The sequence below is a fragment of the Pantoea sp. At-9b genome (assembly GCF_000175935.2).
Lineage (GTDB): Bacteria > Pseudomonadota > Gammaproteobacteria > Enterobacterales > Enterobacteriaceae > Pantoea.
Genome location: NC_014837.1, coordinates 650,627 through 673,248, shown reverse-complemented (window position 1 = coordinate 673,248; position 22,622 = coordinate 650,627). Strand labels below are relative to the sequence as shown.

Sequence of the window (22,622 nt, the reverse complement as noted above, 5' to 3'; positions counted from 1 at the left end):
TGATGGTTAAAACCGCACTGAAATTTCGCCTGCACCGCACGGTGATTGTTCTTATCTCGCTGGCCCTGTTAGTGGTGCTGATGCAGGGTGCCTCCTGGTTTAGTCTCGGGCACCAAATGGCGCGCTCCGAACAGGTGGAGGAGCTGGCCCGTACCCTGACCAAACAGGTGGCATTTAGCCTGCAGCCTTTAATGGATAACAGCGACGATAATCGCACGCAGATTGAAGCGGTGCTGCATCAGCTCACCGACAACAGCCGTATTCTGGATGCTTCAGTCTACGCCGATGACGGCAGCCTGGTTGCGCACAGCGGCGAAAGTATTGATGTCCGTGATCGCCTGGCGTTAGACGGCAAACGCGCCGGTAGCTACTTTAATCATCAGATCGTGCAGCCGCTCAACGGCAAAGACGGCCCTCTGGGTTTTTTACGCGTCACCCTGGATACCCACGTGCTGGTCACTGAATCGCGCCAGGTGGATAACACCACCAATATTCTGCGTCTGATGATGCTGCTGGCGCTGGCGATTGGCATCATCCTGACCCGTACCCTGCTGCGCGACCGCCGTACACGCTGGCAGCAATCGCCGTTCCTGCTTACCGCCAGCACGCCGGTGAAAGAAGATAAAGAAGAAGAGGCGGAGGCGGAAAACAGCAAGCCTTAAACCATTCTCGTCAGCGTCAGATCCAGTGCCACCAGCTGCTGCTGGGCCTGACGCGCAATCCGCCGAAATTCCTCGCTAAACGCCTCATCCGCTGCAATCGTCTGCCAGTAACTTTTCGCCATGGTGTTGGCCGCACGCCAGACGTCACCGGGCAGCGAAAAATCGAGGGTTAAATTTACCTCATCACGCATATGGCCGAGCGAGTTAGGTGCCAACGCCATCGGCAACATATCGTAGGCCGGACTCAGTTGCAGCAACGCCCCATCGGTAAAAAACGACAGGTTTCCGGCATGCATATCGCTGTTAGCGATCAGGCGACCAAATGCCCATTGCAGCGTGCCTCGCTGCATTGAGGCTGTATCCAACCGGTGCTGGCGCAGCAGTTCGTTCAACGCATCGGGCCAGTGCTGCTGTCGTCCTAAAAATTCGGCGCTGACCGCTTCCAGCGAGCACAGCCCACGTCTCCCGCGTTCAGCTATCCGGTCAAAACGTTCAACCTCCAGGAATAACTGCCCACCCACAGTAATCAACTGGCTGCGCGCCGCCGCCAGCCCCGAAGATTGTAGCTGTTGCAGGGCGAGGTGTTCTGCACGCAGCAGATCGCGCCAGCGTTGGCTGTTTTCGCCCTGGCGTGCCAGGGTAAATTTAACCAGACAGTGGCGATCGCCAGAAGAGGTTGTGGCATAACAGAGAAACTTTGGCTGCTCCCCACCCGCCGAAGATCCGGCCTCATCTCCGCCCAGGGCTTGCTCTGCCAGTTGCGGATAACGAACACGCTTTTGCCCGTCATCGAACGCCACCGGCGCGGTCTGTAATAACCAGTGTTGGTAAGCCGCGCTGCCCACTATCAGGTTACCCGGCATATCGATGCCGCTTTGCGCCAGCGCCACCAGGGACTGCTCATCACTCCAGACACGGATATCCTCCGGCAGGCCGAGCATTGTGGCGTGTTCACGTCCCCACAATCGTCCCAGGAACCCCTGAGGGCGCATGTCACTCAGAAACCACGGCAATCCTTCATAGAAAGTGCCTCTCTGTTCGGCATCGAGATGCAACCAACTGCCTTGTGGCCAGGTTGGCAACAGCCAGCCGGCCTGCGCCGCCTGGCCTGAAGGTTGTACCTGATACAGAGAAAAACGGCTTTCACCTCGAATGGGTCGTAACAGCGCATAACGCGTAGCGCGCGCTTTGCCCCATTTCACCACCTGATCCTGCTGGCGTAACTGCCGGGACAGGGTCGCCTGGCTAATATTCAGGCGGCGTAACAATTCTGCCGCACCAAGTGGCCCCGCTAATAACGCTGCGCTGATATCAACCATTCAATCACCCGATGAATAGATTCGTGAATAGATTTATGAATAGATACTAGCATAAAAAAAGCCCGCACAGCGGGATTCTTCCAGTATCAGGCATCTTATCGGTGAATAGATACTTTTATGCTTTCACCAACAGTGCTTCCAGCTCAGCCAGGCTTTTTACCTGCCAGTCCGGGGTGATTGATGCGGGCAACGCACGCGTACCGTGATCGAACCAGCAGGTTTTCAATCCGGCGTTGATGCCGCCGAGGATATCCGATTCCGGCGTATCCCCCACCATCAACACGCGTTCACGCGCCGGGTTACCAAGCAGTGCCAACGTGTGATCGAAGATGGCACGGTCGGGCTTGGGTACGCCAACCTGCTCCGAAATCACCAGCGCATCAAAATAATCACGGAAACCCGTGCGTTCGAGGCGCGCCTGCTGCAACGCGGTAAAGCCGTTGGTAATGATGGCGATTTTTACCTTGCCGTGCAGCGCGTTCATCAAACTGGCTGCGCCAGGCAAAGGCAGGCAGATTTCAGCCATCGCGGACAGAAAACCACTGTTGAGCACTTCCGGTGCCACGCTGAGTTTCTCGCCCCAGCCGGTGAAACGGCGCGTCTGTAGCTGCAACGCCGAAATCGCCCCGTTCTGGTAATCGACCCACAACGGTTTGTTGATCGCCTGATAGTCGGCGTAGTCCTGATCGGTAAATTGCACGTCATAACCGGCAAACATACGTTGTAAACCGGCGTAGGCGTCGAAGTGAAATAGCGTGTCATCCGCATCAAAAATAATGCAGTCCCAGTCGTTTAACATAGATCTCCTCAGCCAAAACGCTACAGCGTCAATGCCATGATGATGGCGTCTTCTCGTCCGCTGGCAGTGGGGTAATAATTGGGGCGGCGGCTCACCTGATGAAACTCCAGTTGTTCATACAGGGCAATCGCCGCCAGATTAGAGGCGCGGACTTCCAGCCACAGCGTCATGACCTCGCGCTGCTCCAGTTCAGCAATCAGATGCTGCAATAACTGGCGGGCATAGCCCCGGCGTTGAAAATCAGGATCAACCGCGATATTGAACAGTGAAGCCTCGTCCAGCACCACCTGGGTGATGGCAAAACCGACCACACGACCTTCCGCCTCAATACGAAAATTTAAAAAACGCTCGCCCTGATTGCTGGCAAACGTCTGTTCGCTCCAGGGAAACGCATGGCTGCGACGTTCAATCGCCAGCAACTGTGGTTGGTCTTCAGGGATGACTAAAGAGATGGCTGTCATGATTACACATCTGTTGCCAGAGGGCGCGTTTTGCCGCACCGCTACTGATTAATTCATTGAAAGCGGCGGTCGCAAAAGTGACGCCATTAAAAGGATGCGAGCTGTCGACCCCGAGCAACCAGCCCGCACAGTCCACCTGCTCGGGGAGCATCTGGAGCTGTTCTGGCGTGAGCGTCATCACTTGAGCGGGTTGCAGGTTCAGGGTGCGAAGCACATCACGCACCAGCGGTTCATGCAGCGCCGGGGCGTGTTCCGCCACCAATACCAGCCGGGTATCTGGGGTGAGCCTGACGGCAATCTCTCCCTGCAATACGCGCGGACGCCGCAGCTGATACTGCGTAATCCCCATTTGCTGTAAAAGCCAGTCGCGCCTTGATGTCATGCTGTTACCCGTTGTGCTGCGAGAATGCGACGCTATGCTAGCAAACCCATCGAACATGCGCCAACAAAGCACTATAATCCCCGCTCTGATTTAACAGGAGCCATCCATGTCTGCTTTAACCCCGGCCAGCGAAGTGATTCTGCGCCACAGTGATGAATTTACCGCCCGCCATGTTTTGTTTGCTGGCGATTTGCAGGATGACCTGCCCGCTCAGCTGGAAACCGCGTCAACGCGTGTGCATACCCAGCAGTATCATCACTGGCAGAACCTCAGCCGTCGCCTCGCGGAGCGCGCGGTGTATGGTCTGGTTGCAAGTGCTGCGGATGTAGCAGATTGCGATACCCTGGTTTACTTCTGGCCGAAAAACAAACCGGAAGCGCAGTTCCAGCTGCAAAACCTGCTCTCACTGATGCCGGTTGGCAGCGATATTTTTGTCGTCGGCGAAAACCGCAGCGGTGTGCGCAGTGCGGAAGGCATGATCGAGCCGTGGGCTAAACTGGAGAAAATCGACAGCGCACGCCGCTGCGGCCTCTACCACGGGCAACTGGAACAGCAGCCAACCTTCGATGCCGCCACCTTTGGCGATAGTTACATGCTGGATGGCCTCACCATTCATACGCAACCTGGGGTGTTCAGCCGTGACGGTCTTGATGCCGGTAGCGCATTGCTGCTCTCCACCCTGACACCACATACCAAAGGTAAGGTGCTGGATATCGGTTGCGGCAGCGGTGTACTGGCCACCGTGCTGGCACAGCATTCCCCGAAAGTGCGTCTGTGGTTGTGCGACGTGCATGCCGCGGCAGTCGCGGCGAGTAAAGCCACGCTGGCCGCCAATGGTCTCGAAGGTGAAGTGTTTGCCAGCAACGTCTTCTCTGATGTCACCGGACGTTTTGACCTGATCATTTCAAACCCACCGTTCCATGATGGCCTGCAAACCAGTCTCGACGCCGCACATACGCTGATTCGTGGCGCGGTAAAACACCTCAGCAGTGGTGGTGAGCTGCGCATTGTTGCAAACGCCTTCCTGCCCTATCCGCAAGTGCTGGATGAGACCTTCGGCAACCATGAAGTGCTGGCGCAAACCGGACGCTTTAAAGTTTACCGTGCGGTTTACGGTCGCGGCGCGAAAGCACGTTAATTCAGCGATTTTGCTGACGCGGCGGCAGAAACGTTGCTTTTTGCAGCAATCGTTTCACCGTCGCGAAATATGTGTTGACGCATTGAGTAAAATCTCTAAAATGCGCCTCCGTGGTTAGCAATACTTAAGGTATTGCAGGTACGCGAAGGTGGCGGAATTGGTAGACGCGCTAGCTTCAGGTGTTAGTGTCCTTACGGACGTGAGGGTTCAAGTCCCTCTCTTCGCACCAAAAACCACGTAGTTCATATCGCACTGCACAATGCGAAGGTGGCGGAATTGGTAGACGCGCTAGCTTCAGGTGTTAGTGTTCTTACGGACGTGAGGGTTCAAGTCCCTCTCTTCGCACCAATGCGGTGATATGAACAGACAACTCGATGCGAAGGTGGCGGAATTGGTAGACGCGCTAGCTTCAGGTGTTAGTGTCCTTACGGACGTGAGGGTTCAAGTCCCTCTCTTCGCACCAACGTTGTCACCCTTCCTGGTCGTTCACTCCATGATGTTTAAAGTCCCTGCTCACGCGTATGCGTGATTTTGTCATTTCTGCCGTTTACACCAGGTGAAAATTGACCGACACCGCCGCCAATCCCCCGGCTAACGCCAGGCAGGAAGGCAGCAACAGGTAATGGCGCAGGCGATGATGGAACAGCATCACCACGGTCAGCAGCAGCGCTACAATCATCACTAACCGCCACTGGCTGAAACTGGGTTCCCACAGGGCGAAAACCGGCATTGCCGCGCACGGCAACAGCACACCCCAGCCGCTGTCCAGGCGTTTACCCATAATCCAGCTCACTCCCCATAAGCCGCAGGCAGCCAACATCGCCATGATCATCGCGCAACCCTCAAATGATAAGTATTCGTATTATCATATGATAATATTTCTCATTTTGCAGCGGATTTTTTTATCGTAAAAGCCCTGCGGATGACAGTACTACTGGAAAATGCTAAATTGCCGCCGATAACTATTTTGATAACACAGCAATAATGTGCTCATTACCCTGGCAGAGAGAATATCCCGGCCGGGTAGCGCTTTGATATTTCAGGGCTGTTACGAGTAATAATAATGAAATTACAATCTTACGATGAATTGAAACACAGCAAATATCGGCTCTCACTGATGCTGTTTCTGTTTTTGAATGTCGCTGTTTCACTATTTTCTTTGTTACCGTTTTTAGGGGAGGCATCCAGCATCCAGTCACTGCCAGCAGTACTGGTGGCAGGGTTTAGCATATCTTTACTTACTCTTTGCTTAATCAGCCCAAAACTAAAATTACCGCTATTAAATCCTGCGGCGTTGTTATTCGGTGCATTATGGGCATGGCACATAAACCACAAATACCATCTGGTTTTCTATTTTGATGGCAGCTTTTTAATAATCAGTCTGTTGAGCGTATTTTTTGTCAGTGCCATTGCGCTCAGTGATTATTTAGTTGCTTTCTGTTTACACATCACACCGCCAGTATTCACCGTTTTGCTACTGGATGATGGTCAGCATTTAATGATGATTTTGTTTACCATCACCCTGCCATTGATTGGTTTTTCATTACACCATCTGATGCGTCGTCGTTTTGATCATTTCACCCGGCGTCTGGTGCGGCAGCTGTATGAAGAGAAAGAGAGTTTCAGCGACTTAAGCATGCTGGACCCGCTAACCGGTTTATATAACCGCCGTGGGTTGAAAAACCGCCTTGATACCGTGCTGGAGAACCATGCTGGCAGCCATTTCGTGTTGCTGCTGGATATCGATCACTTCAAAGCCTACAACGACAACTACGGGCACGCGATGGGCGATCAGGCACTGGCACGGGTTTCGGTGGCGATTCGCGATGCCGTTCGCTCACGCGATGTGGTGACGCGTTACGGCGGTGAAGAGTTTCTGGTGTTGATGACCAATGTAAATGCCTCGATTGCCATGAAACTGGCCGAACGCATCCGCCAATACGTGGTCGACCTGGAAATCCCCCATCGCTTTAATGAGAAAGTCTCGACCCATGTCACCATCAGTGCGGGCATTGCACCGATTTTCGATGATGATTTTGATCAGGCGGTCGCCAATGCCGATCGTGCCCTGTATGTGGCGAAAAATCAGGGACGTAACACCATTCTCGCGTGGGAAGATTTACCCAAAGCACCGCTGGATACCAAAGATCTCGCCTGACACTGAGGCCGCGGCGGTGAATCCACAGCCTGCCTGTCTTGTGAGCTGAAGCGGGAACGATTATCATTTGTTTTTCGCTTCCCGTTTTCATTCAGGACCGGCATGGCTACTATCACCCGTCAGGATCATCGCTACAGCGACCATCCCTTGATCTTTATCCAAAGCGATCGCCCACTGGCGAGCGCGCTGGAAGATCTGATGCGTGAACAACGCAGCTACATGCTGGAAACGATAAAACTCGGTAAGCCTGCTCCGGCGGGCACCTTAACGCTCGCCGAGTGGTCTGAACCCCACCATTACCGCCGTCTCACCCAGCGCTATAGCGATCATTTGTATCGCAATCATCCTGATGTGCCACATGAGGCGAAACCGCTCCAGTCGCTTTGGGCGCAATGGTATTTCGGCCTGCTGTTGTCACCCCTGATGCTGGCGTTGCTGCTGGAGCCACGCGCGCTGAACTGTGCACCACACCTGATTCACGTTGAGTTTCATGAAACCGGCCATCCCTGCGCCTTCTGGATTGATGTGCAGGAAGATGAAGAGGCACGCTACCTCAATGAACAACAACGTCTTGATCGCCTGATTCAACACTGTCTGATTCCGGCCGTTCACGGCATGACCCAGCATGGTGATATCAACGCCAAACTGATTTGGAACAACATGGGGTTCTCCTTCTGGTGGTTCCTCGGAGAGTTGAAAGCGCAATTACCTGAAACCGTCGTGTCACAACTGGAACAGGCGCTGTTCTTCACCCGCACCCTGCTGGATGGCAGCGATAATCCGCTTTACCGCACCATGATCCCACGGAATGGTGTCATGGAGCGCCGCAGTTGCTGTCAGCGTTACCGAATTCCCGACATTGAGCGTTGTGGTAACTGCACATTAAACGCCGTTTAGGTTAGGTAAATTCTGTTACAGATTCTCCTGCATTCTCGTTTACAGTTGCGAGGGCTTATGGCAGTTTTAGCGCTTGATTTTGCCGGAGAAAAAAATGAGCCTGGAGTCAGTACGGCACTTCTTTGCCGAACATGCACCGGATGTCGACATCATCGAGATGCCTGACGCTGAACTGGCCATACGCCTGCATGGTGTGGAGCCAGGACAACTTGCTAAAACCTTGTCTTTTAAAGTAAAAGAGAACGTCGTGCTGATTGTCACGCGCGGTGATGCACGCCTCGATAATGACAAATTAAAAGCCGCGCTTGGCGGGAAAGCACGGATGTTGTGCGTCGATGAGGTGGTGAACTGGACCGGCCATCCTGCCCGAGCGGTCTGCCCATTCGGTCTGGAAAATCCGCTGACTGTCTATTGCGATGTCTCCTTACGCCGCTATGAAGAGGTACTGCCTGCGGCCGGTTCAATTTACAACGCGGTACGCATTTCGCCGCAGCGCATGGCTGATCTCACTGCGGCAAAATGGGTTGACGTCTGCGAGGCGCTTTAATGCGGCTCGCGCGCCACGGCACCTGATATTTCGATGCCGCGCGTTTCTCGTCCAAAGGCAACAAACACGCAGATCAGCACCGCCACCGTCCCGGCAACAATCGCCATGCCCAAGCCATAATTACCTCCGTGCGCCTCGGCAATGCGTGATTGCAAAGTGGCGTTAACGGAGGCAATCAGGTTACCCAACTGATAGACAAAGCCCGGCAGTACGGCACGCGCATTGGCGGGCACCAGCTCGGTCAGATAGGTCGGCACCACGCCCCACGCGCCCTGCACCATGAATTGCATCAGAAATGCGCCGATACCAATCATCCACGAACCACTGGAAAACGCCCACAGCGGCAGCACCGGTAGTGCCAGAAACGACGCCAGCATAATGGCTTTTTTACGTCCAATACGCTCCGACAGCGAACCGAAGAAGATGCCGCCCAGCATCGCCGCGATATTGTAGCTAATTGCGATAATACTGACGGTGTGCGGATCAAACTGGTGCTGCACCTTCAGGAAGGTGGGATAGAGATCCTGAGTACCGTGGCTGAAGAAGTTGAAGCAGGCCATCAGCAACACCATGTAGATACAGATTTTCCAGTGTTGACGAATAATCGGCAGCAAGGCGTTGCTCTCTTTACGTTCGCGCGCCGCCAGCCAGACGGGTGATTCCGGCACCTTGAAATAGATAAATGGCAGTAACAGAATCGGCAACGCGCCAATCATAAACATACCGCGCCAGCCGACACTCTCAAAGAACAAACCAAAGATAATCGATGCCAGCAGGTAGCCACAGGGGTAACCGGCCTGAAAAATACCGGACATCAAACCACGCGAACGATCCGGAATGGTTTCCATCGCCAGTGACGAGGCCACGCCCCAGATGCCCCCCATCGCCACGCCGTAAATCACGCGGAACGTCAGGAAAGCCTCAAAGTTAGGTGACCACGCCGATAGCAGCTCAAACAGTGAAAACAACACAATATTCAGCATCAAAATCGGGCGGCGGCCATATTTCTCCGCAAGACGGCCAAACAGCAGCGCGCCAATTGGCCGCACCGCCAGTGTCAGCATAATCGCGATAGAAACATCAGACACCGTGGTGTGGAAATACAGGGCAAGATCGCTGAGTACAAACACCAGAATAAAAAAGTCGAACGCATCCAGCGTCCAGCTGGCGAAACTGGCAAAAGCCACATTTCGCTGCGTCGCAGTCCAGTTAAACATAGGGGGTATCCTGTCTGACAGCGCCCGGATCGTTGGCCGGACATTCTTGTGAACGTTACCGTGCGAATGATTGCATCGGTTACTATTTTGTTAACTATTTGTATATAGCATGTCAGAAAGGCGGGCTGTGACGCGGAATTGTCAGCGAGTGCATCCCGGTGTAAGGAAGCATGTCAGGTGAAACAGGGCCATCGCCAGCGCGATGACCGGGTTTTTTTAGCTATTCAGGCCGTTAAATGCCTGTTCGATGATATCCAGCAGGAGCGGGTTATCGACGCTGTGCAAGACATGTACCAGCGCGCCGACATCTTTGGGAATGCCCACATCAAGGCGCAGTGGCGTGCGGTAGCGCCAACTTTTTCCGCGCGTGGCACCAGGCCGTAATTCCACATCGACATGATAATCCATGCCATCGGCGACGCGTTGATTCAACAACCAGGCGACGACCAGGGCATCATGGATCCAGCAGCCGGGTAAATGGCGGGTACGAATGGAGTAGTCAATCCAGGGTCGCAGGGTTTCACGGACAAATTGGGTCAGCGGATGTTCATGGCCGGTAAGACGACTAAGATCCTGATGCGTCAGCAAGGTTTGAGTGGTGACGTCCATGGGTACCAGCGTCACCGTGGCACCACTGTGTAACACCTGATGGGCCGCTTCCGGGTCGAGGCCAAAATTGGTGTCTTTGACATAATCGTCCAGCGCAAACACGCCCCCCATAATCACAATCTCTGCCACCGATTCCGCCATCTGCGGATAGCGTTGCAGCGCCTGTGCCACGTTGGTGAGAGGACCGATCGCCACCAATGTGAATTCACCGGGATTGTCACAAATCAGCTGCCCCATCACCCCCGCAGCATCGTTGCCATCGGCAGGTAGCAGCTGTGGCTGGCGTACACCGCGCCACAATTCGGCCAGCTTTTTATCCTCGACACCGTCAAGACGGGCGCGCCACGGAGCCGGATCTTCCCGTAATGCCTGTTGAGCGCCCCGCACCACCGGGATATTCAGACCCAGGCGTTGCAACAGGTCTTTCGCGACCTGCGCACCCACCGCGCAGGGCGTATTGCCGGTGACGGTAGTGATTAACTCCACCGACAAAGCAGGTGACGCCAGCGCTAAGGCCAGAGCCAACCCATCATCGGTGTTTGCACCGGCAATACCATTCCCCGGATCACAATCAATAATCAATCTTTTCATAATGTTATTTATTTTCGGCTGGTTAGTTGGCAACCACAGGACTCACCGATCTCCAGATGGTGAGGAAATTCCGCCAGCTCCGCCTCGCCATCCCAATTCTTCAGCATGGCAATCGCGCGCTGCGCCATTTCGCGCAACGGCTGGCGTACTGTTGTCAGCGCCGGCACATGAAATGCCGACTGCTCAGTACCGTTAAAACAGACCAACGCCACATCGTGCGGGACGCGTAAACCATATTCAGAAAAGGCACGAATACAGCCAATCGCCTGCCCCTCATTGCTGGCAAAGAGTGCGCGCGGCACCCGATGGTTGTTGATCATCCGCCACGCCGCATCGTAACCACCCTGCCGCGAATAACTGGCGGGGAAGATCAACGTATCGTCCGCCGCCAACCCATATTCAGCCTGCGCGTCACGCCAGCCCTGAATACGATCCTGCGCATTCAGCATCTCCAGTGGACCGCTGATCATCCCGACCTGCTGATAACCGTGGCTGAGTAAATGCGCCGTTACCTGACGTGCCGCTTCACGCTCGTTGACCCGCAGCATACTGACACCGGGCTGGGGATCAACGCGATCGAGCATGACAAACGGCGTGCCACTGGCCTTGATCAGATCGATGTAAGGATGGCGATCAACGCTGTTGTAAAACAGGCCATCGACCTGACGGTTCAGCAGCCCCTGAATCAACTCCAGTTCGCGCTGGCGATCATCACCGGCATCGCCCAGCAACATCACATGACCGTGATTCAGCGACTCCTGCAACAACAGATGCGCCATGGATGCGACAAAAGGGTTGGCAATATTGGGCACGATTAAGCCAAAGGTCTTGGTGCTGCCCGATGCCAGCGCTCGCGCCACAGCATTCGGCCGGTAGCCGGTTTGTTTGATCGCCTCCAGCACCCGCTGGCGCGTAGCTTCCGCCACCGGGCGCGGTCCGTTGTTGATAACGTAACTCACCACCGCCACAGACGTTCCTGCGGCTTTGGCGACATCATTACGCGTGACATTTCCGGACGACGATTTAGCCACTACCTTTGCCTCTGTGTCTGATATTTACCCCCTGCCGCAGCGGCGCTTACACCGCATCATCCGGCAGATTAAGGTCGCGCCCACGCGTCTCCGGGGCCACAAACGTGGTCAGAAAACCGATGGTTGCCATCGCGCTAAAGTAGACCGCGATCGCCCACCAGTGGCCGGTAAACGACAGCAGTGCCGCGGCGACTAATGGCGCGGTGCCTCCTGAAAGGATAGACCCCAGCTCTTTTGCCACTGCCATTTTGGTGTAACGATGTTTCACCCCAAACAGCTCAACGCCCCACGCCGCCTGCACCCCAAAGATGCCGAGTGACGCCAGCGCCATGCCCACCACCATCACCGGAATAACAATCGCCGGGTCGCGGCTGTCGAGCAGATGGAAAGCAGGCCAGGCGTAAAACATCAGCAGCAGGCAGAAACCGCGGTAGGTAATGCGGCGGCCAAAGCGGTCAGAGAGCCAGCCCGCCAACGGAATAATCAGGAAACCCAGGAGCGAGGCGATAAACACCGCCGTGGTTGGCACCGATTTGTCCACCATCAGTACTTTCGCGACATAGCCAACGATAAAGCCCTGCGCCAGGTAGGAAGGACCGTTCTCGCCGATGCGCAAGCCCACCATCGTCCAGAACGCGCGGCTACGCTGCCAAAAACTACGGGTATCAGTCGGTGCCGAATGGGTGGCCAGGGTCGCGTTACGTTCCGCCTTCAGCTCCTGCTGCTGGCGTTCAAATACCGGGGTTTCACGCAGATGACGACGAATCCACAGTGCCACCAACGCAATCAACACACTGCTGAGGAAGGGAATACGCCATCCCCAGGCCAGCAGGCTTTGCTGATCCATCTGCACCACCGCCAGCCAGACCAGAGAGGCGATCAACGTGCCACTGTTGGAACCGAGGGCAATGACCGACGACACCAGACCACGACGCTGAACCGGTGCATACTCGCCCAACATCACCGTACCGCCGGAAAGCTCAGCACCTGCCCCTAAACCTTGGGTAAAGCGCAGCAGCACCAGACAGGCAGGTGCCCACAAACCAATACTGGCGTAAGAAGGGATGAAACCAATCAGCGTAGTGGAAGCCCCCATCAGAATGATGGTGGTGATCATCACCACTTTGCGTCCTTTGCGATCGCCAATCCAGCCGAACAACAGCGCGCCAATAGGACGGGCAATAAACCCGACCGACCAGGTCGCAAAACTGGAAAGCAGCGCCATCGCCGGGCTGGCTTCGGGGAAGAAAACATCGCCAAAAATGATCCCGGCGGCCAGACCATAGAGTGCGAAATCCGCATACTCCATCGCGGTGCCGAGCCAGCAGGATAAGGTGGCACGCCAGAAATCTTTGCGGCCAGAAGAGGTGGCAAACCGCGCATCGGCGGCTGAAGAAGAAGACAGTGCGCTTTGTTGCGAAACGGAGTGATGTACCGTCATAACCATTTCCCTGATAGATGAAGATCGATCAAACGTCCTTCCGTGGCCTGGTTCCCATGCAACAAGCGGAACGCCCCGGTGGTGACGTTGAGTAGGCAAACCTGGATGCAAGGTCAGTAAAGGATTCCCTGGTGTTGGAATTCTCTGATTCGCCAGACTCCGCCGATGTTTTTTTCACCGGTCGCATTAACAAGGCAAATGTAACTTCGTCATCTCAAGGCCAACTTCGTCTTTGGCACCGTGAGCTATCACTGTGTAATCAGTCTATCTACGCGCGTAGATAAATCAAGCGATTTCAGTAAAAACAATTAATTTGTCTTTACTATTACTCAAGGGTTTTTGATAAAAATGGCGTCAATTCATGACATTACATTCAATGCGAGCGAGCAAAAAAACGTCAAAACCGCACGCGATTAACGATTTCTGCTTATCATTAGCAAAGTGGCGATTGAACCTGCATCGCGCCACTTGTCGCATAATTCGGTTAAGCTTTGATGACAAATGAGAACTTGTCTTAAATCCTGCCATCCAGGCCGCTTCCGCATCAGGCTGCATTACACTGGAGAAAATCATTCAGAGGCGCTATGACCATCATCCTTATGCGACATGGTAAACCCGACCATCCGGTGCGCGGACGCTTTACGGCGCGGGCGCTGGCCGATTGGTGTGAAGGTTATGATCAGGCTGACATCTGCGATTCACCGCCACCACGTAGCATGGCTATCGCCAGCCTGGCGAGCGTGATCGCCTCCAGCCCGTTGCCACGTGCACGATCCTCGCTGACACGGCTGGGGTTACAGCCGCATGCCGTCGATGCGGTATTTAGTGAAGTCGCCATGCCGCTGCTGCCTTTTGAACGATTGCATTTGCCGCTCAACGTCTGGCTGGCCCTGCTGCGCCTGTTATGGTTGTGTGGCTACTCCGGCCATGTCGAATCGGTACATCATGCGCGCCAGCGCGCCCGACAGGCCGCCGATAAACTGATTTTGCTCTCGCAGCGTGGCACTGTGCTGCTGGTCGGCCATGGTATTATGAACAAACTGATTGCGCGCGAACTGCGCAAGCGCGGCTGGCAGGCGGAGAAACACGCCAGCAGCCGCCACTGGAGCAGCGCCATTTATCATCGCCCGTTTATTTGAGGGTGAAATAACTCAGCACTTCACAACCCGTCCCGGCCTGCGGCGTCGCTATCACCTTTAACTGCGCCACATCGATCACGCTTAGCGATCCCTCTCCTTCATTGGCAATCAGCAACGTGCATTTGTCATCACTGAAACATCCATCCATCGGTTTATCACCGACCGCGATAGCGCCCAGCGGATTGAGCAGATCGTCAAACAGGGTGATCACCGCCTCGTGATCGCCAATCGCCACCAGCCGTTCACCGTCGGCACTGAAGCGCACCACCTGACAAGGCTGCTGATGCCCCGGTAAACACAACCGCTGGCGAATACGATGGCTCTGACGATCAACCACATACAGTAAGGGTGCATCCGCCGCACTGGCGACCAGATAGGGATGTTTCGGTGAAGCGGCAATACCGCCAATCGGCCCTGGCATCAGAATGGTATCGATAACCCGTCCTTCCGCCTCGCACAGGTCAACCACCGTAATGCTGGCATCCTCTTCATTGTCAGTGAACAGCTTGCGACCGCTGGGTGACAACGCCAGGCGATGCGCGTTATGTGACGGCAAGGGAATGGTTTTCTCCAGCCGATCCGTAGCCGGATCGATCACCGCCACGGTGGCGCTGTTTTCACAGCACAGATACACTTTGCCGTCACGCCCCAGTTGCCCGCTGTGCGGAGCCTGCAATGGCGTAAGATCGATAAAACCAGCGATCGTTCGCTGACGTAAATTAATCACCGCGATTTTGTGGCCCGGATGAGGATTGTTGCCGTGTATCCCATCACCATAGATTGGCACATAGGCTTTCTCCCACTGCGGCAGCATCAACAACTCATGTGGCCGGGGTGGCAAGGCATTCAGTTCCTGTTGCACAGCAAACGTGTCCGGGTTGAGAAACAGTACGCGATTGCCCTGTTTATCGACTGCCAGTAATCCGCGGTTGTCTGGCTGCATAACGCCTCCTTTTTTTAACAACACTCGTTAAGCGTAGCCAACCCGGCTCCGCATGGTGCAGGCCAGCGAAAAATCCAGCACGGTTAACCCATTGCACAACTGATGTTTTTTAATCCTTTCCGCATCAAACCTCAGCAAAATTCTATTTTCTTAGGAATAGTCTTATCCACCATTAATTAAACCAAGCGCCATTAATAAACTTATTTCATGATAATTTTATCTTGTGTGGTTCATTCATTTTCCGGTTTATCTGAAAGAGAAAAAAAGTGATAGCCTCGCGCGCAGGAATGCTTTATTAAGCAAGGGTAGTCTTTTACACACAGCCGTGAGGAAACAAGAGCGCGCCCACGCGCCAGCATCAGGGAATTCCCAACCACTATAATCACAATAATCAGGTGCACCATGACAAAAAAACGCCTCCAAACTGCCCGTATGCTGTGGCACAACTGGCAGAAAATTGCTTTTACCAGCCAGATGTTACTGCAAAAAAGGCAGCAAAATAGCCTTAGCGCCCCGGAATACGATCCGAGCGAAGAGGATAATGTGGTGTTAATTTCTGCCGAGAAAGACCTGGTGGATATACCTAAAATAGTCTGGATGTATTGGGACGATGAATATTTACCAAAGTCCATGGCGTTAAATATTCAAAAAATCCGCCAGGATAATCCTGATCACCAGGTGCATCTGTTAAATCGCGTAACGGTTAAAGAAGTCTTACCCGATTTTGTCTTCACTTCCCCTGAATTAACCCTGGCGCAAAAAAGTGACGCCATCAGGCTGGAATTGTTATTACGCTACGGCGGTATCGCCATTGATTGCAGTACCTTGCTGTTTGAAGATCTCGCCTGGGTACATCGGGTGCATCAGGAACGCCCGATGGATGTGATTGGCTTCTATTGTGAAGTCTCCACGATGAATTATCTGTCGCCAGTAATGGAAAACTGGTTTCTCGCCGCCAGCCCCAACAATCCCTTTATTCGCGAATGGCAAAAACAGTATGCCCCCATCAAGCATCTTGGTGCGCAACGTTTTTTCAGTGAATTGAATAAGCGTGATGATTACACCCTGCTGGCGCAAAAAATGGCCGAACCGGAACAACAGCTCTGCTCGCTGGCGCAACAGGCGGCGATGCGTGAATATCGCCGGGCAAATGTTTATTTGCGCAAAGGCGAAGCTAACGCCTATTTTTATCAACGCCTGAATGGCTGGAATAGCGCGGCTTTTGCCAAATCGGTGTTATTTCACCAACGTCCGCACAATCCGCCGCCGGTGATTAAATTGAGCGGCAACGAACGTCTGCATCTCGACTTCAACCTGCGCCTCGGTAACTACAACCGCACCAGTTTGCTGGGACAAATGATGCAGCCACTCGCCCCGGTCGCACGAGTGACGCCTTCAGCCATCAACAAAGCGCGCGCGTAGCCAGTGAATAAAGGTGGTGACCGCCCGTGGCACCTGAGCTGCATAAGGGCGCACCACCCATAAACGATCGGCGAAGGCATCCACCGACCGCCACTCTGGCAGCACCTGTTGCAGAGTGCCCGCCGCCAGCGCTGCGCTGGCGCTGAAATCCGGCAGCATAGCAATGCCAATCCCCTGCAACGCGGCATCGCGAATCGATTCGCTATTGTTAGTGGCAAAATTCCCCTGAATTCTGACCTGCACCGTTTCGCCGCCGTCGTTCTGTGGGCGAAAGCGCCACTGAGGTGACTCCAGCCCACGCGGGTAATATAAGCAATTGTGCTGCTGCAACGCCTGTGGCGTTTGCGGCGTTCCGCACTCCCTGAGATAAGCGGGAGACGCCACCAGTAACGTCTGGGTTTCACACAGCGGCAATGCGACATGGGTTTCCGGCAACTGCTGACTATGGCGTATGGCCAGATCAAAACCTTCGCTACCCAGCGACACCAGTCGATCCGTCACATCCAGTTGGATGCGGACCTGCGGATATTCACGTAAAAAATCGCCGAGGATGGGTACCAGCTGCTGTCGGGCAAACGCCACCGGAGCACTGACTCGTACCATGCCACGCACCGGCCCCGCTTCATCACGCACGCTGAAAAAGCTTTGTTCGATACGGGCAAAAGGATCACGCAGCTCATCCACCAGCTTTTCCCCGGCAGAGGTCAGGCGCACGCTGCGGGTGGTGCGTTGTACCAGCGCCACGCCCGCCATCTGCTCCAGTTCTTTAATCTTCTGACTCATCGCCGCCTTGCTGACGTCCAGCCGCTCAGCCGCACGGGTAAAACTGCCCAGCTCGGCCAGCACCGTCAGCCAGTGCAGGTGCACCCAGAGGGCATCAGTTTTCATTTCTTTCATGATGATTGTTCAAAATAATAAATAATCATTTCAGGCAGCGCGCTTTTTCTTTGCAGCGGCACGCGGCAGCATAGAGCCACATCCTACTCTTTCCATGTGCGCAAAAACGAGGGTTTATTTATGCCGTTACTGCAATTTGACGTGATTCAGGGCCGTTCTGAATCAGAATTACGTATGCTGCTGGATGCGGCTCATCGCGCTGTTCTGACTGCCTTCAAGGTTCCACCACGTGATCGCTATCAGATTGTTCACGAGAACAAAAGATACCAAATGGTTTTTCAGGATACCGGTCTCGGCTTCGAACGCAGTGACAACCTGGTTATGGTACGGGTCTACACCAGCCCGAGAAGTGAAGAACAGAAAACACTGTTCATGGCAGAGTTAGCACGCGAGTTACAGGAAAACTGTGGCGTGCAGGGCAACGACCTGATGATCAGTTTTATCACCAACAGCAAAGGTGACTGGAGCTTTGCCGATGGCGAAGCGCAGTATCTGACCGGGAAACTCTGATCATCTTCTCCTTCCCCTGGCTGGCAGCGATAATGGATTGCTGCCAGTGCAAACCATAGCCCACCTAAACTCGCATTAAACAAAGTCAAATCAGCCGCACAAATCTGAATGGTCGTGTTGCAGACATGTGACAGCCAATATAGATTGACGCAAAAACCCCCAAAGAGGGTGGTTACGCACGGATTGCGTATTTAATCAGCCTGAGGATCCGACCTTGTCCGAGTTAATATCGGTTGTACTCTTTTTAGCTGCGGTTGCAGTCTATTCCTGGAAAGCCGGACGAAATAAATTCTGGTTTGTACTGATTTTGGTTCTTCTTACCCTGTTCATTGTGCTTAACATCACATTGTATGCCAGCAACTATTTTACCGGTGACGGTATCAATGATGCGGTGTTATATACCCTCACCAATAGCCTGACCGGTGCCGGCATCAGTAAATACGTGGTGCCTGCCATTGGGGTCATTATCGCGTTATTTCTGCTGTTCTGCCTGCTCTCCTGGGTGCTACGTCGTAGCAAACAGAAGCATCATCTCGGTTGGAGCCTGCTGGCGATTGCCTGTGCTGCGGGTTCAGTGCAAACCACCCCGGCCTTTCGTCAGGTGAAGGATTTGATTGCCTCTCACAACCGACTGGCAGATTCCGATTTCGAGACCTACTTCAAAACGCCAAAATCGGTGATTGCCGAGCCAAAACTCAATCTGGTCTATATCTATGGCGAAAGTCTGGAACGTACCTATTTTAACGAAAAAACGTTTCCCGGCCTGGCACCTGAACTCAGTCGTGAAAAAGATCAAAGTCTGGATTTCAGCAATACCGAACAATTGCCCGGCACCGATTACACCATCGCGGGCATGGTCGGTTCGCAATGTGGCATTCCGCTGTTTGCTCCCTTCCAGGACAATGCTTCAGCGGCACTTTCCAGCTTCTTCCCGCAAAATATCTGCCTCGGCGATATCCTCAAAAACTCCGGCTACGAGAACTGGTTTATTCAGGGTGCCGACCTGCGCTTTGCCGGTAAAGATACTTTCCTGAAGTCGCATGGTTTTGATCCTTCACATATGTACGGCGCGCAGGAGCTGAAAGATCGGGTGGCGGACCCCGACTATCGCAACAACTGGGGTTACTACGACGATACCGTGATGGATGAAGTGTTTAAGAAGTATGAGGAGCTGTCGCGCCAGCAGAAACGCTTTGCGCTCTTTACCCTCACCGTCGACACCCACCATCCGGATGGTTTTATTTCCCGTACCTGCGAGCATAAAAGTTATAGCTATGATGGCAAACCGAACCAGTCATTCAGCGCGGTAGCCTGCTCCCAGGAACATGTGGCACGACTGATTGAACGCATCAAAGCCTCACCCTGGTTTAAAAACACCATCATTGTGGTGACGTCTGATCATCTGGCAATGAACAATACTGCGCATCAGTATCTGATCCAGCAACCTCGCCATGATTTATTTATGGTTATCCGCGGCGATCAGCCCGAGGCGAAAGTGCTCGATGGTAAGCGCAGTACGCTGGATAACGGCGCGACCGTACTGGATATTATGGGTGGCGATAAAGCGATTGGCCTCGGTCGTAGTGGCCTGAGTTCAGCGTCACTTTCCGCCCAGTTTGACAACATGGCGCAGAAAGTACTGATGTGGAAACCGGATATCATCCAACTGTGGAATTTCCCCAGCAAGCTCAATACCTTCACCATCGATCAGCAGAAGAATACCTTTAGCTTCTCAGGTACTACCTTTAAGCTGCCAATTCTGTTCCGCGTGGGAGATAAACGCGTGGAACCGCTGCCGGAGGGTGAGTATTCTGCGCCGCTACGTTATCAGCTGGCAGACTTCAGCGCTGCGGAGAAGTTTGTCTGGGTTGACCGCTGCTTTAAAATGGCACGCCTGTGGCAGCCTGAACTGGCGCTTTCCGGCGATCTCTGCCTCGCAATGGGACAGATGGGTGGACAGCCAACCGTCACGCGTATCGATAAACCGGTCTGGAAGGGGAAAGCGACATTCCCGGCGACCACGCTCAGCGATGCGCAATATCAGCGCAATGAGCAGCAGATCCGCATCGAAGACAACGCCATCCGCTATACCGCAGACAGCTTTATGCTCAACGTGCCTGGCGCGCCGCAGACCGTGAAAAGTTTCACCGGGATTTCGCGCCCGGAACTGTGGGGACGCTGGTCTAACGCTAATCTGGCACCGGAAGTGAACATCGAGTATGTCGACCCGTTGCCGGGAAGTTTTGATGTGGTGATCACTGCCCGCGCATTTGGTCCCAACGCGCATCGGCCAATTCCGGTCCGTGTGGGCGATCAGCAGCAGGAATTAACGCTGGGTGACGACATTTCGACCACCACGCTGCATTTCACCAACCCTGGCGGCAGCCATAATTTAATTATTTCCCCACCCGAACCACAGCTTTCCAATGTGGGAAATATTATCGGCCAGGACCCACGCAAATTAGGTATTGGCATGGTGGATATTAAAATTATTCCGCAACCGCAGGGATAAGCCGAATTATGTCATTCCTGTTGCAGGGATGACATAATGTTTCAACCACATTCATAATGTATATTTCGGATCATCGCGGTGCGCCTTGCACCGCGATTTCATGTGGTAGAATGGCCACTCTCATCGATTGACGATGGTATTTTTATTGCCAATAGCACCTGAAACCATTCATTCCCAACTTCCCTCAGAATAATTATTCCCCATATCAATCGTCACGCCGGTAAAATATTACTGGCACGCAATATGCTTTATTCCCCTCTCACAACATCTAATAATCAGACAGGGGCATACTATGGCGTCAAGTGGGCTAAAACAGAAATTGGGCTTGGTCGATCTGTCGTTACTGGGCATTGGATCGATGATCGGGTCGGGCTGGTTATATGCGGCACTCAACAGTTCCGGCTATGCCGGTAGCCATACCGGCTGGGCATGGGTATTAGGGGCAGTGATCGTGTTGCTGATTGGCCTGGTGTACGCTGAACTCTCCTCGGCACTGCCGCGTGCAGGCGGCTTTGTTCGCTATCCCAACTACTCACACGGCAATATCGTTGGCTTTGTCATTGGCGTAAGTTCGCTGTTGGCCTACACCAGCACCGCCGGTGTCGAAGTTGAGGCCGTGCGCCAGTACGCCATTTATTGGTGGCCGGCGCTGGGTCACGCGGATGGCAGCCCGACCGGGCTGGGTTTTGCCGTGCAGATTGGGTTACTGGTGGTATTTTTTCTGCTCAACTACTGGAGCGTCAGCTTCTTTGGTCGCGTTAACACCATTGTCACCACCTTCAAATTTATCGTGCCGTTGCTCACCATCGTCACCCTACTGCTCTACTTTCATGCGCCAAATCTTGATGTGCCCCCAGCACCACCTGGCGGTGCACATGGCGTCTTCAGCTCACTGACGGGCGCAGGGATTGTCTTTGCCTACCTTGGTTTTCGCCAGGCCGTGGATTTTGCCAGCGAAGCCAAAAATCCCCAGCGCAACGTGCCGCTGGCGATTGGTATTGCGATTGCCGTCAGCTTCGTCATTTATCTGGCACTGCAATATGCCTTTATGGGCGCAGTGCCGACAGATTTGCTGTCGCAGCATGGCTGGGCCGGACTGAAGCAGGTGTTCCAGTCTCCCTATGCGGACCTGGCGCGTAGCCTTGGTCTCACCTGGTTGATTAACCTGATTTTGATCGACGCCGTCATTTCCCCCGCCGGGACCGGCAACATCTATCTGGCAGGTGCCGCACGCGTGCTGTTTGCCTGGGCGCGTAACGGACACCTGTTCAAAGTGTTCGGTGAAGTGGATGCAAAATCCGGCGTACCGCGCGGCGCATTGTGGTTGTCGCTGTTGCTGGCAATCGTCTGGACGTTGCCTTCTGAGTTTCAGGTCTGGGGTGGCTTGATTGGTGCAGTGACCTCCGCAACCGTCTTCACCTATATGCCCGGCCCGATCACCCTCGGGGCATTCCGTAACCACCTGCCAGATATGCAGCGTCCGTTCCGTCTGCCCATTGCTGCGATTCTCAGCCCACTGGCTTTTGTTGCCAGTACTCTGTTGATTTACTGGAGCGGCTGGTCGGTGAATGAGATTCTCATCCCGATCCTGATTATCGCCTGGATTGGCTATGCTATTTTTGGTAAGAAAAACAGCCAGTTCAGCCAGGATTTACAGTGTGCCTGGTGGCTGCTGGCTTACTACATCGCCGTGCTGGTCATTTCCATGCTGGGCACCTACGGCGGTAGCGGTGTGATTAGCGCACCACTGGATATGATTCTTGCCATCGTGGCTTCACTGGTGTGCTACTTCTGGGGCGTCAAAGCCAGCCTTTCTGTCCCAGCCATTACCGATGAAGAGGATGAAACGCCGTCCTCCGGCAATAAAATTAGCGGTAAATACGTACATAATTAATCCCCCACCCGCCTGTGCCCCGGTGCAGGCGGCTTCCCTGTGAAAATCTCGTT

Annotated in this window: 21 protein-coding genes and 3 tRNA genes; 13 read left to right on the top strand and 11 right to left on the bottom strand. The window is 53.9% G+C overall.

The features are described from left to right. Positions 1-2: 2 nt before the first annotated feature. On the top strand, positions 3-662 hold the full coding sequence (locus tag PAT9B_RS02995; RefSeq protein ID WP_041525892.1) for a YtjB family periplasmic protein: 660 nt from the start codon (positions 3-5) through the stop codon (positions 660-662). Here PAT9B_RS02995 and yjjJ read toward each other — a convergent pair. The 4 genes from yjjJ to PAT9B_RS02975 form a co-directional block, all read right to left on the bottom strand. Then, the gene (gene yjjJ, locus PAT9B_RS02990) at positions 659-1,981 is read right to left on the bottom strand and encodes a type II toxin-antitoxin system HipA family toxin YjjJ (RefSeq protein ID WP_013507774.1); all 1,323 of its coding nucleotides are present in this window, start codon (positions 1,979-1,981) and stop codon (positions 659-661) included. The genes PAT9B_RS02995 and yjjJ overlap by 4 nt on opposite strands. A gap of 115 nt (positions 1,982-2,096) precedes the next feature. Continuing rightward, positions 2,097-2,780, bottom strand: a complete 684-nt coding sequence (gene yjjG, locus PAT9B_RS02985) for a pyrimidine 5'-nucleotidase (RefSeq protein ID WP_013507773.1) — start codon at positions 2,778-2,780, stop codon at positions 2,097-2,099. A gap of 20 nt (positions 2,781-2,800) precedes the next feature. Continuing rightward, positions 2,801-3,241, bottom strand: coding sequence for a ribosomal protein S18-alanine N-acetyltransferase (rimI, locus tag PAT9B_RS02980; protein WP_013507772.1), 441 nt, complete (start codon positions 3,239-3,241; stop codon positions 2,801-2,803). Continuing rightward, positions 3,213-3,623, bottom strand: a complete 411-nt coding sequence (locus tag PAT9B_RS02975) for a DNA polymerase III subunit psi (protein ID WP_013507771.1) — start codon at positions 3,621-3,623, stop codon at positions 3,213-3,215. Before PAT9B_RS02975 ends, rimI begins: the two co-directional genes overlap by 29 nt. A 106-nt stretch (positions 3,624-3,729) precedes the next feature. On the opposite strand from PAT9B_RS02975, the gene rsmC reads away from it, so the two are divergent. The 4 genes from rsmC (at position 3,730) to PAT9B_RS02955 (ending at position 5,224) form a co-directional block, all read left to right on the top strand. Next, a complete protein-coding gene (gene rsmC, locus PAT9B_RS02970; protein ID WP_013507770.1) occupies positions 3,730-4,761 on the top strand; it encodes a 16S rRNA (guanine(1207)-N(2))-methyltransferase RsmC in 1,032 nt (343 codons plus the stop codon). Between the two features lie 142 nt (positions 4,762-4,903). Then, a tRNA-Leu gene (locus tag PAT9B_RS02965) sits at positions 4,904-4,990 on the top strand. A gap of 32 nt (positions 4,991-5,022) precedes the next feature. Then, a tRNA-Leu gene (locus PAT9B_RS02960) sits at positions 5,023-5,109 on the top strand. A 28-nt stretch (positions 5,110-5,137) separates the two neighbouring features. Further along, positions 5,138-5,224 (top strand) — tRNA-Leu (locus tag PAT9B_RS02955). Between the two features lie 84 nt (positions 5,225-5,308). Here PAT9B_RS02955 and PAT9B_RS02950 read toward each other — a convergent pair. Further along, positions 5,309-5,593, bottom strand: a complete 285-nt coding sequence (locus PAT9B_RS02950; RefSeq protein WP_013507769.1) for a DUF1435 domain-containing protein — start codon at positions 5,591-5,593, stop codon at positions 5,309-5,311. A 231-nt stretch (positions 5,594-5,824) separates the two neighbouring features. Here PAT9B_RS02950 and PAT9B_RS02945 point away from each other — a divergent pair, with 231 nt between their 5' ends. The 3 genes from PAT9B_RS02945 (at position 5,825) to PAT9B_RS02935 (ending at position 8,363) form a co-directional block, all read left to right on the top strand. After that, positions 5,825-6,919, top strand: coding sequence for a diguanylate cyclase (locus PAT9B_RS02945; protein ID WP_013507768.1), 1,095 nt, complete (start codon positions 5,825-5,827; stop codon positions 6,917-6,919). A 102-nt stretch (positions 6,920-7,021) separates the two neighbouring features. Further along, complete coding sequence (fhuF, locus tag PAT9B_RS02940) at positions 7,022-7,816, top strand: siderophore-iron reductase FhuF (protein ID WP_013507767.1); 795 nt, start codon at positions 7,022-7,024, stop codon at positions 7,814-7,816. 94 nt (positions 7,817-7,910) lie between these two features. Then, the gene (locus PAT9B_RS02935; RefSeq protein ID WP_013507766.1) at positions 7,911-8,363 is read left to right on the top strand and encodes a YbaK/EbsC family protein; all 453 of its coding nucleotides are present in this window, start codon (positions 7,911-7,913) and stop codon (positions 8,361-8,363) included. Here PAT9B_RS02935 and PAT9B_RS02930 read toward each other — a convergent pair. The 4 genes from PAT9B_RS02930 to PAT9B_RS02915 form a co-directional block, all read right to left on the bottom strand. Further along, positions 8,360-9,580: an MFS transporter gene (locus PAT9B_RS02930; protein WP_013507765.1), complete on the bottom strand. Its 1,221-nt coding sequence runs from the start codon at positions 9,578-9,580 to the stop codon at positions 8,360-8,362. The genes PAT9B_RS02935 and PAT9B_RS02930 overlap by 4 nt on opposite strands. A 216-nt stretch (positions 9,581-9,796) precedes the next feature. Further along, positions 9,797-10,780 (bottom strand): nucleoside hydrolase, encoded by a 984-nt coding sequence (locus tag PAT9B_RS02925; RefSeq protein ID WP_013507764.1) that lies wholly within the window; start codon positions 10,778-10,780, stop codon positions 9,797-9,799. Positions 10,781-10,788: 8 nt separating this feature from the next. After that, positions 10,789-11,811, bottom strand: a complete 1,023-nt coding sequence (locus PAT9B_RS02920) for a LacI family DNA-binding transcriptional regulator (protein ID WP_013507763.1) — start codon at positions 11,809-11,811, stop codon at positions 10,789-10,791. A gap of 46 nt (positions 11,812-11,857) precedes the next feature. Then, positions 11,858-13,252, bottom strand: a complete 1,395-nt coding sequence (locus PAT9B_RS02915) for an MFS transporter (protein WP_013507762.1) — start codon at positions 13,250-13,252, stop codon at positions 11,858-11,860. Positions 13,253-13,836: 584 nt separating this feature from the next. On the opposite strand from PAT9B_RS02915, the gene PAT9B_RS02910 reads away from it, so the two are divergent. Then, positions 13,837-14,391, top strand: a complete 555-nt coding sequence (locus tag PAT9B_RS02910; RefSeq protein ID WP_013507761.1) for a histidine phosphatase family protein — start codon at positions 13,837-13,839, stop codon at positions 14,389-14,391. Here PAT9B_RS02910 and PAT9B_RS02905 read toward each other — a convergent pair. Beyond that, on the bottom strand, positions 14,384-15,334 hold the full coding sequence (locus PAT9B_RS02905) for a hypothetical protein (RefSeq protein ID WP_013507760.1): 951 nt from the start codon (positions 15,332-15,334) through the stop codon (positions 14,384-14,386). The genes PAT9B_RS02910 and PAT9B_RS02905 overlap by 8 nt on opposite strands. A 402-nt stretch (positions 15,335-15,736) precedes the next feature. On the opposite strand from PAT9B_RS02905, the gene PAT9B_RS02900 reads away from it, so the two are divergent. Beyond that, positions 15,737-16,756 (top strand): glycosyltransferase family 32 protein, encoded by a 1,020-nt coding sequence (locus tag PAT9B_RS02900; protein WP_013507759.1) that lies wholly within the window; start codon positions 15,737-15,739, stop codon positions 16,754-16,756. Here the strand turns inward: PAT9B_RS02900 and PAT9B_RS02895 are convergent. Continuing rightward, positions 16,730-17,653: a LysR family transcriptional regulator gene (locus PAT9B_RS02895; protein ID WP_013507758.1), complete on the bottom strand. Its 924-nt coding sequence runs from the start codon at positions 17,651-17,653 to the stop codon at positions 16,730-16,732. The genes PAT9B_RS02900 and PAT9B_RS02895 overlap by 27 nt on opposite strands. A gap of 120 nt (positions 17,654-17,773) precedes the next feature. Between PAT9B_RS02895 and PAT9B_RS02890 the strand changes: the two genes are divergently transcribed. The 3 genes from PAT9B_RS02890 (at position 17,774) to PAT9B_RS02880 (ending at position 22,569) form a co-directional block, all read left to right on the top strand. Beyond that, complete coding sequence (locus PAT9B_RS02890; RefSeq protein ID WP_013507757.1) at positions 17,774-18,163, top strand: tautomerase family protein; 390 nt, start codon at positions 17,774-17,776, stop codon at positions 18,161-18,163. Between the two features lie 214 nt (positions 18,164-18,377). Beyond that, positions 18,378-20,675 carry a phosphatidylglycerol--membrane-oligosaccharide glycerophosphotransferase gene (opgB, locus tag PAT9B_RS02885; protein ID WP_013507756.1) on the top strand — a complete coding sequence of 766 codons (2,298 nt, stop codon included), beginning with the start codon at positions 18,378-18,380 and terminating at the stop codon, positions 20,673-20,675. Positions 20,676-20,967: 292 nt separating this feature from the next. After that, complete coding sequence (locus PAT9B_RS02880) at positions 20,968-22,569, top strand: APC family permease (RefSeq protein ID WP_013507755.1); 1,602 nt, start codon at positions 20,968-20,970, stop codon at positions 22,567-22,569. Positions 22,570-22,622: the final 53 nt, after the last annotated feature.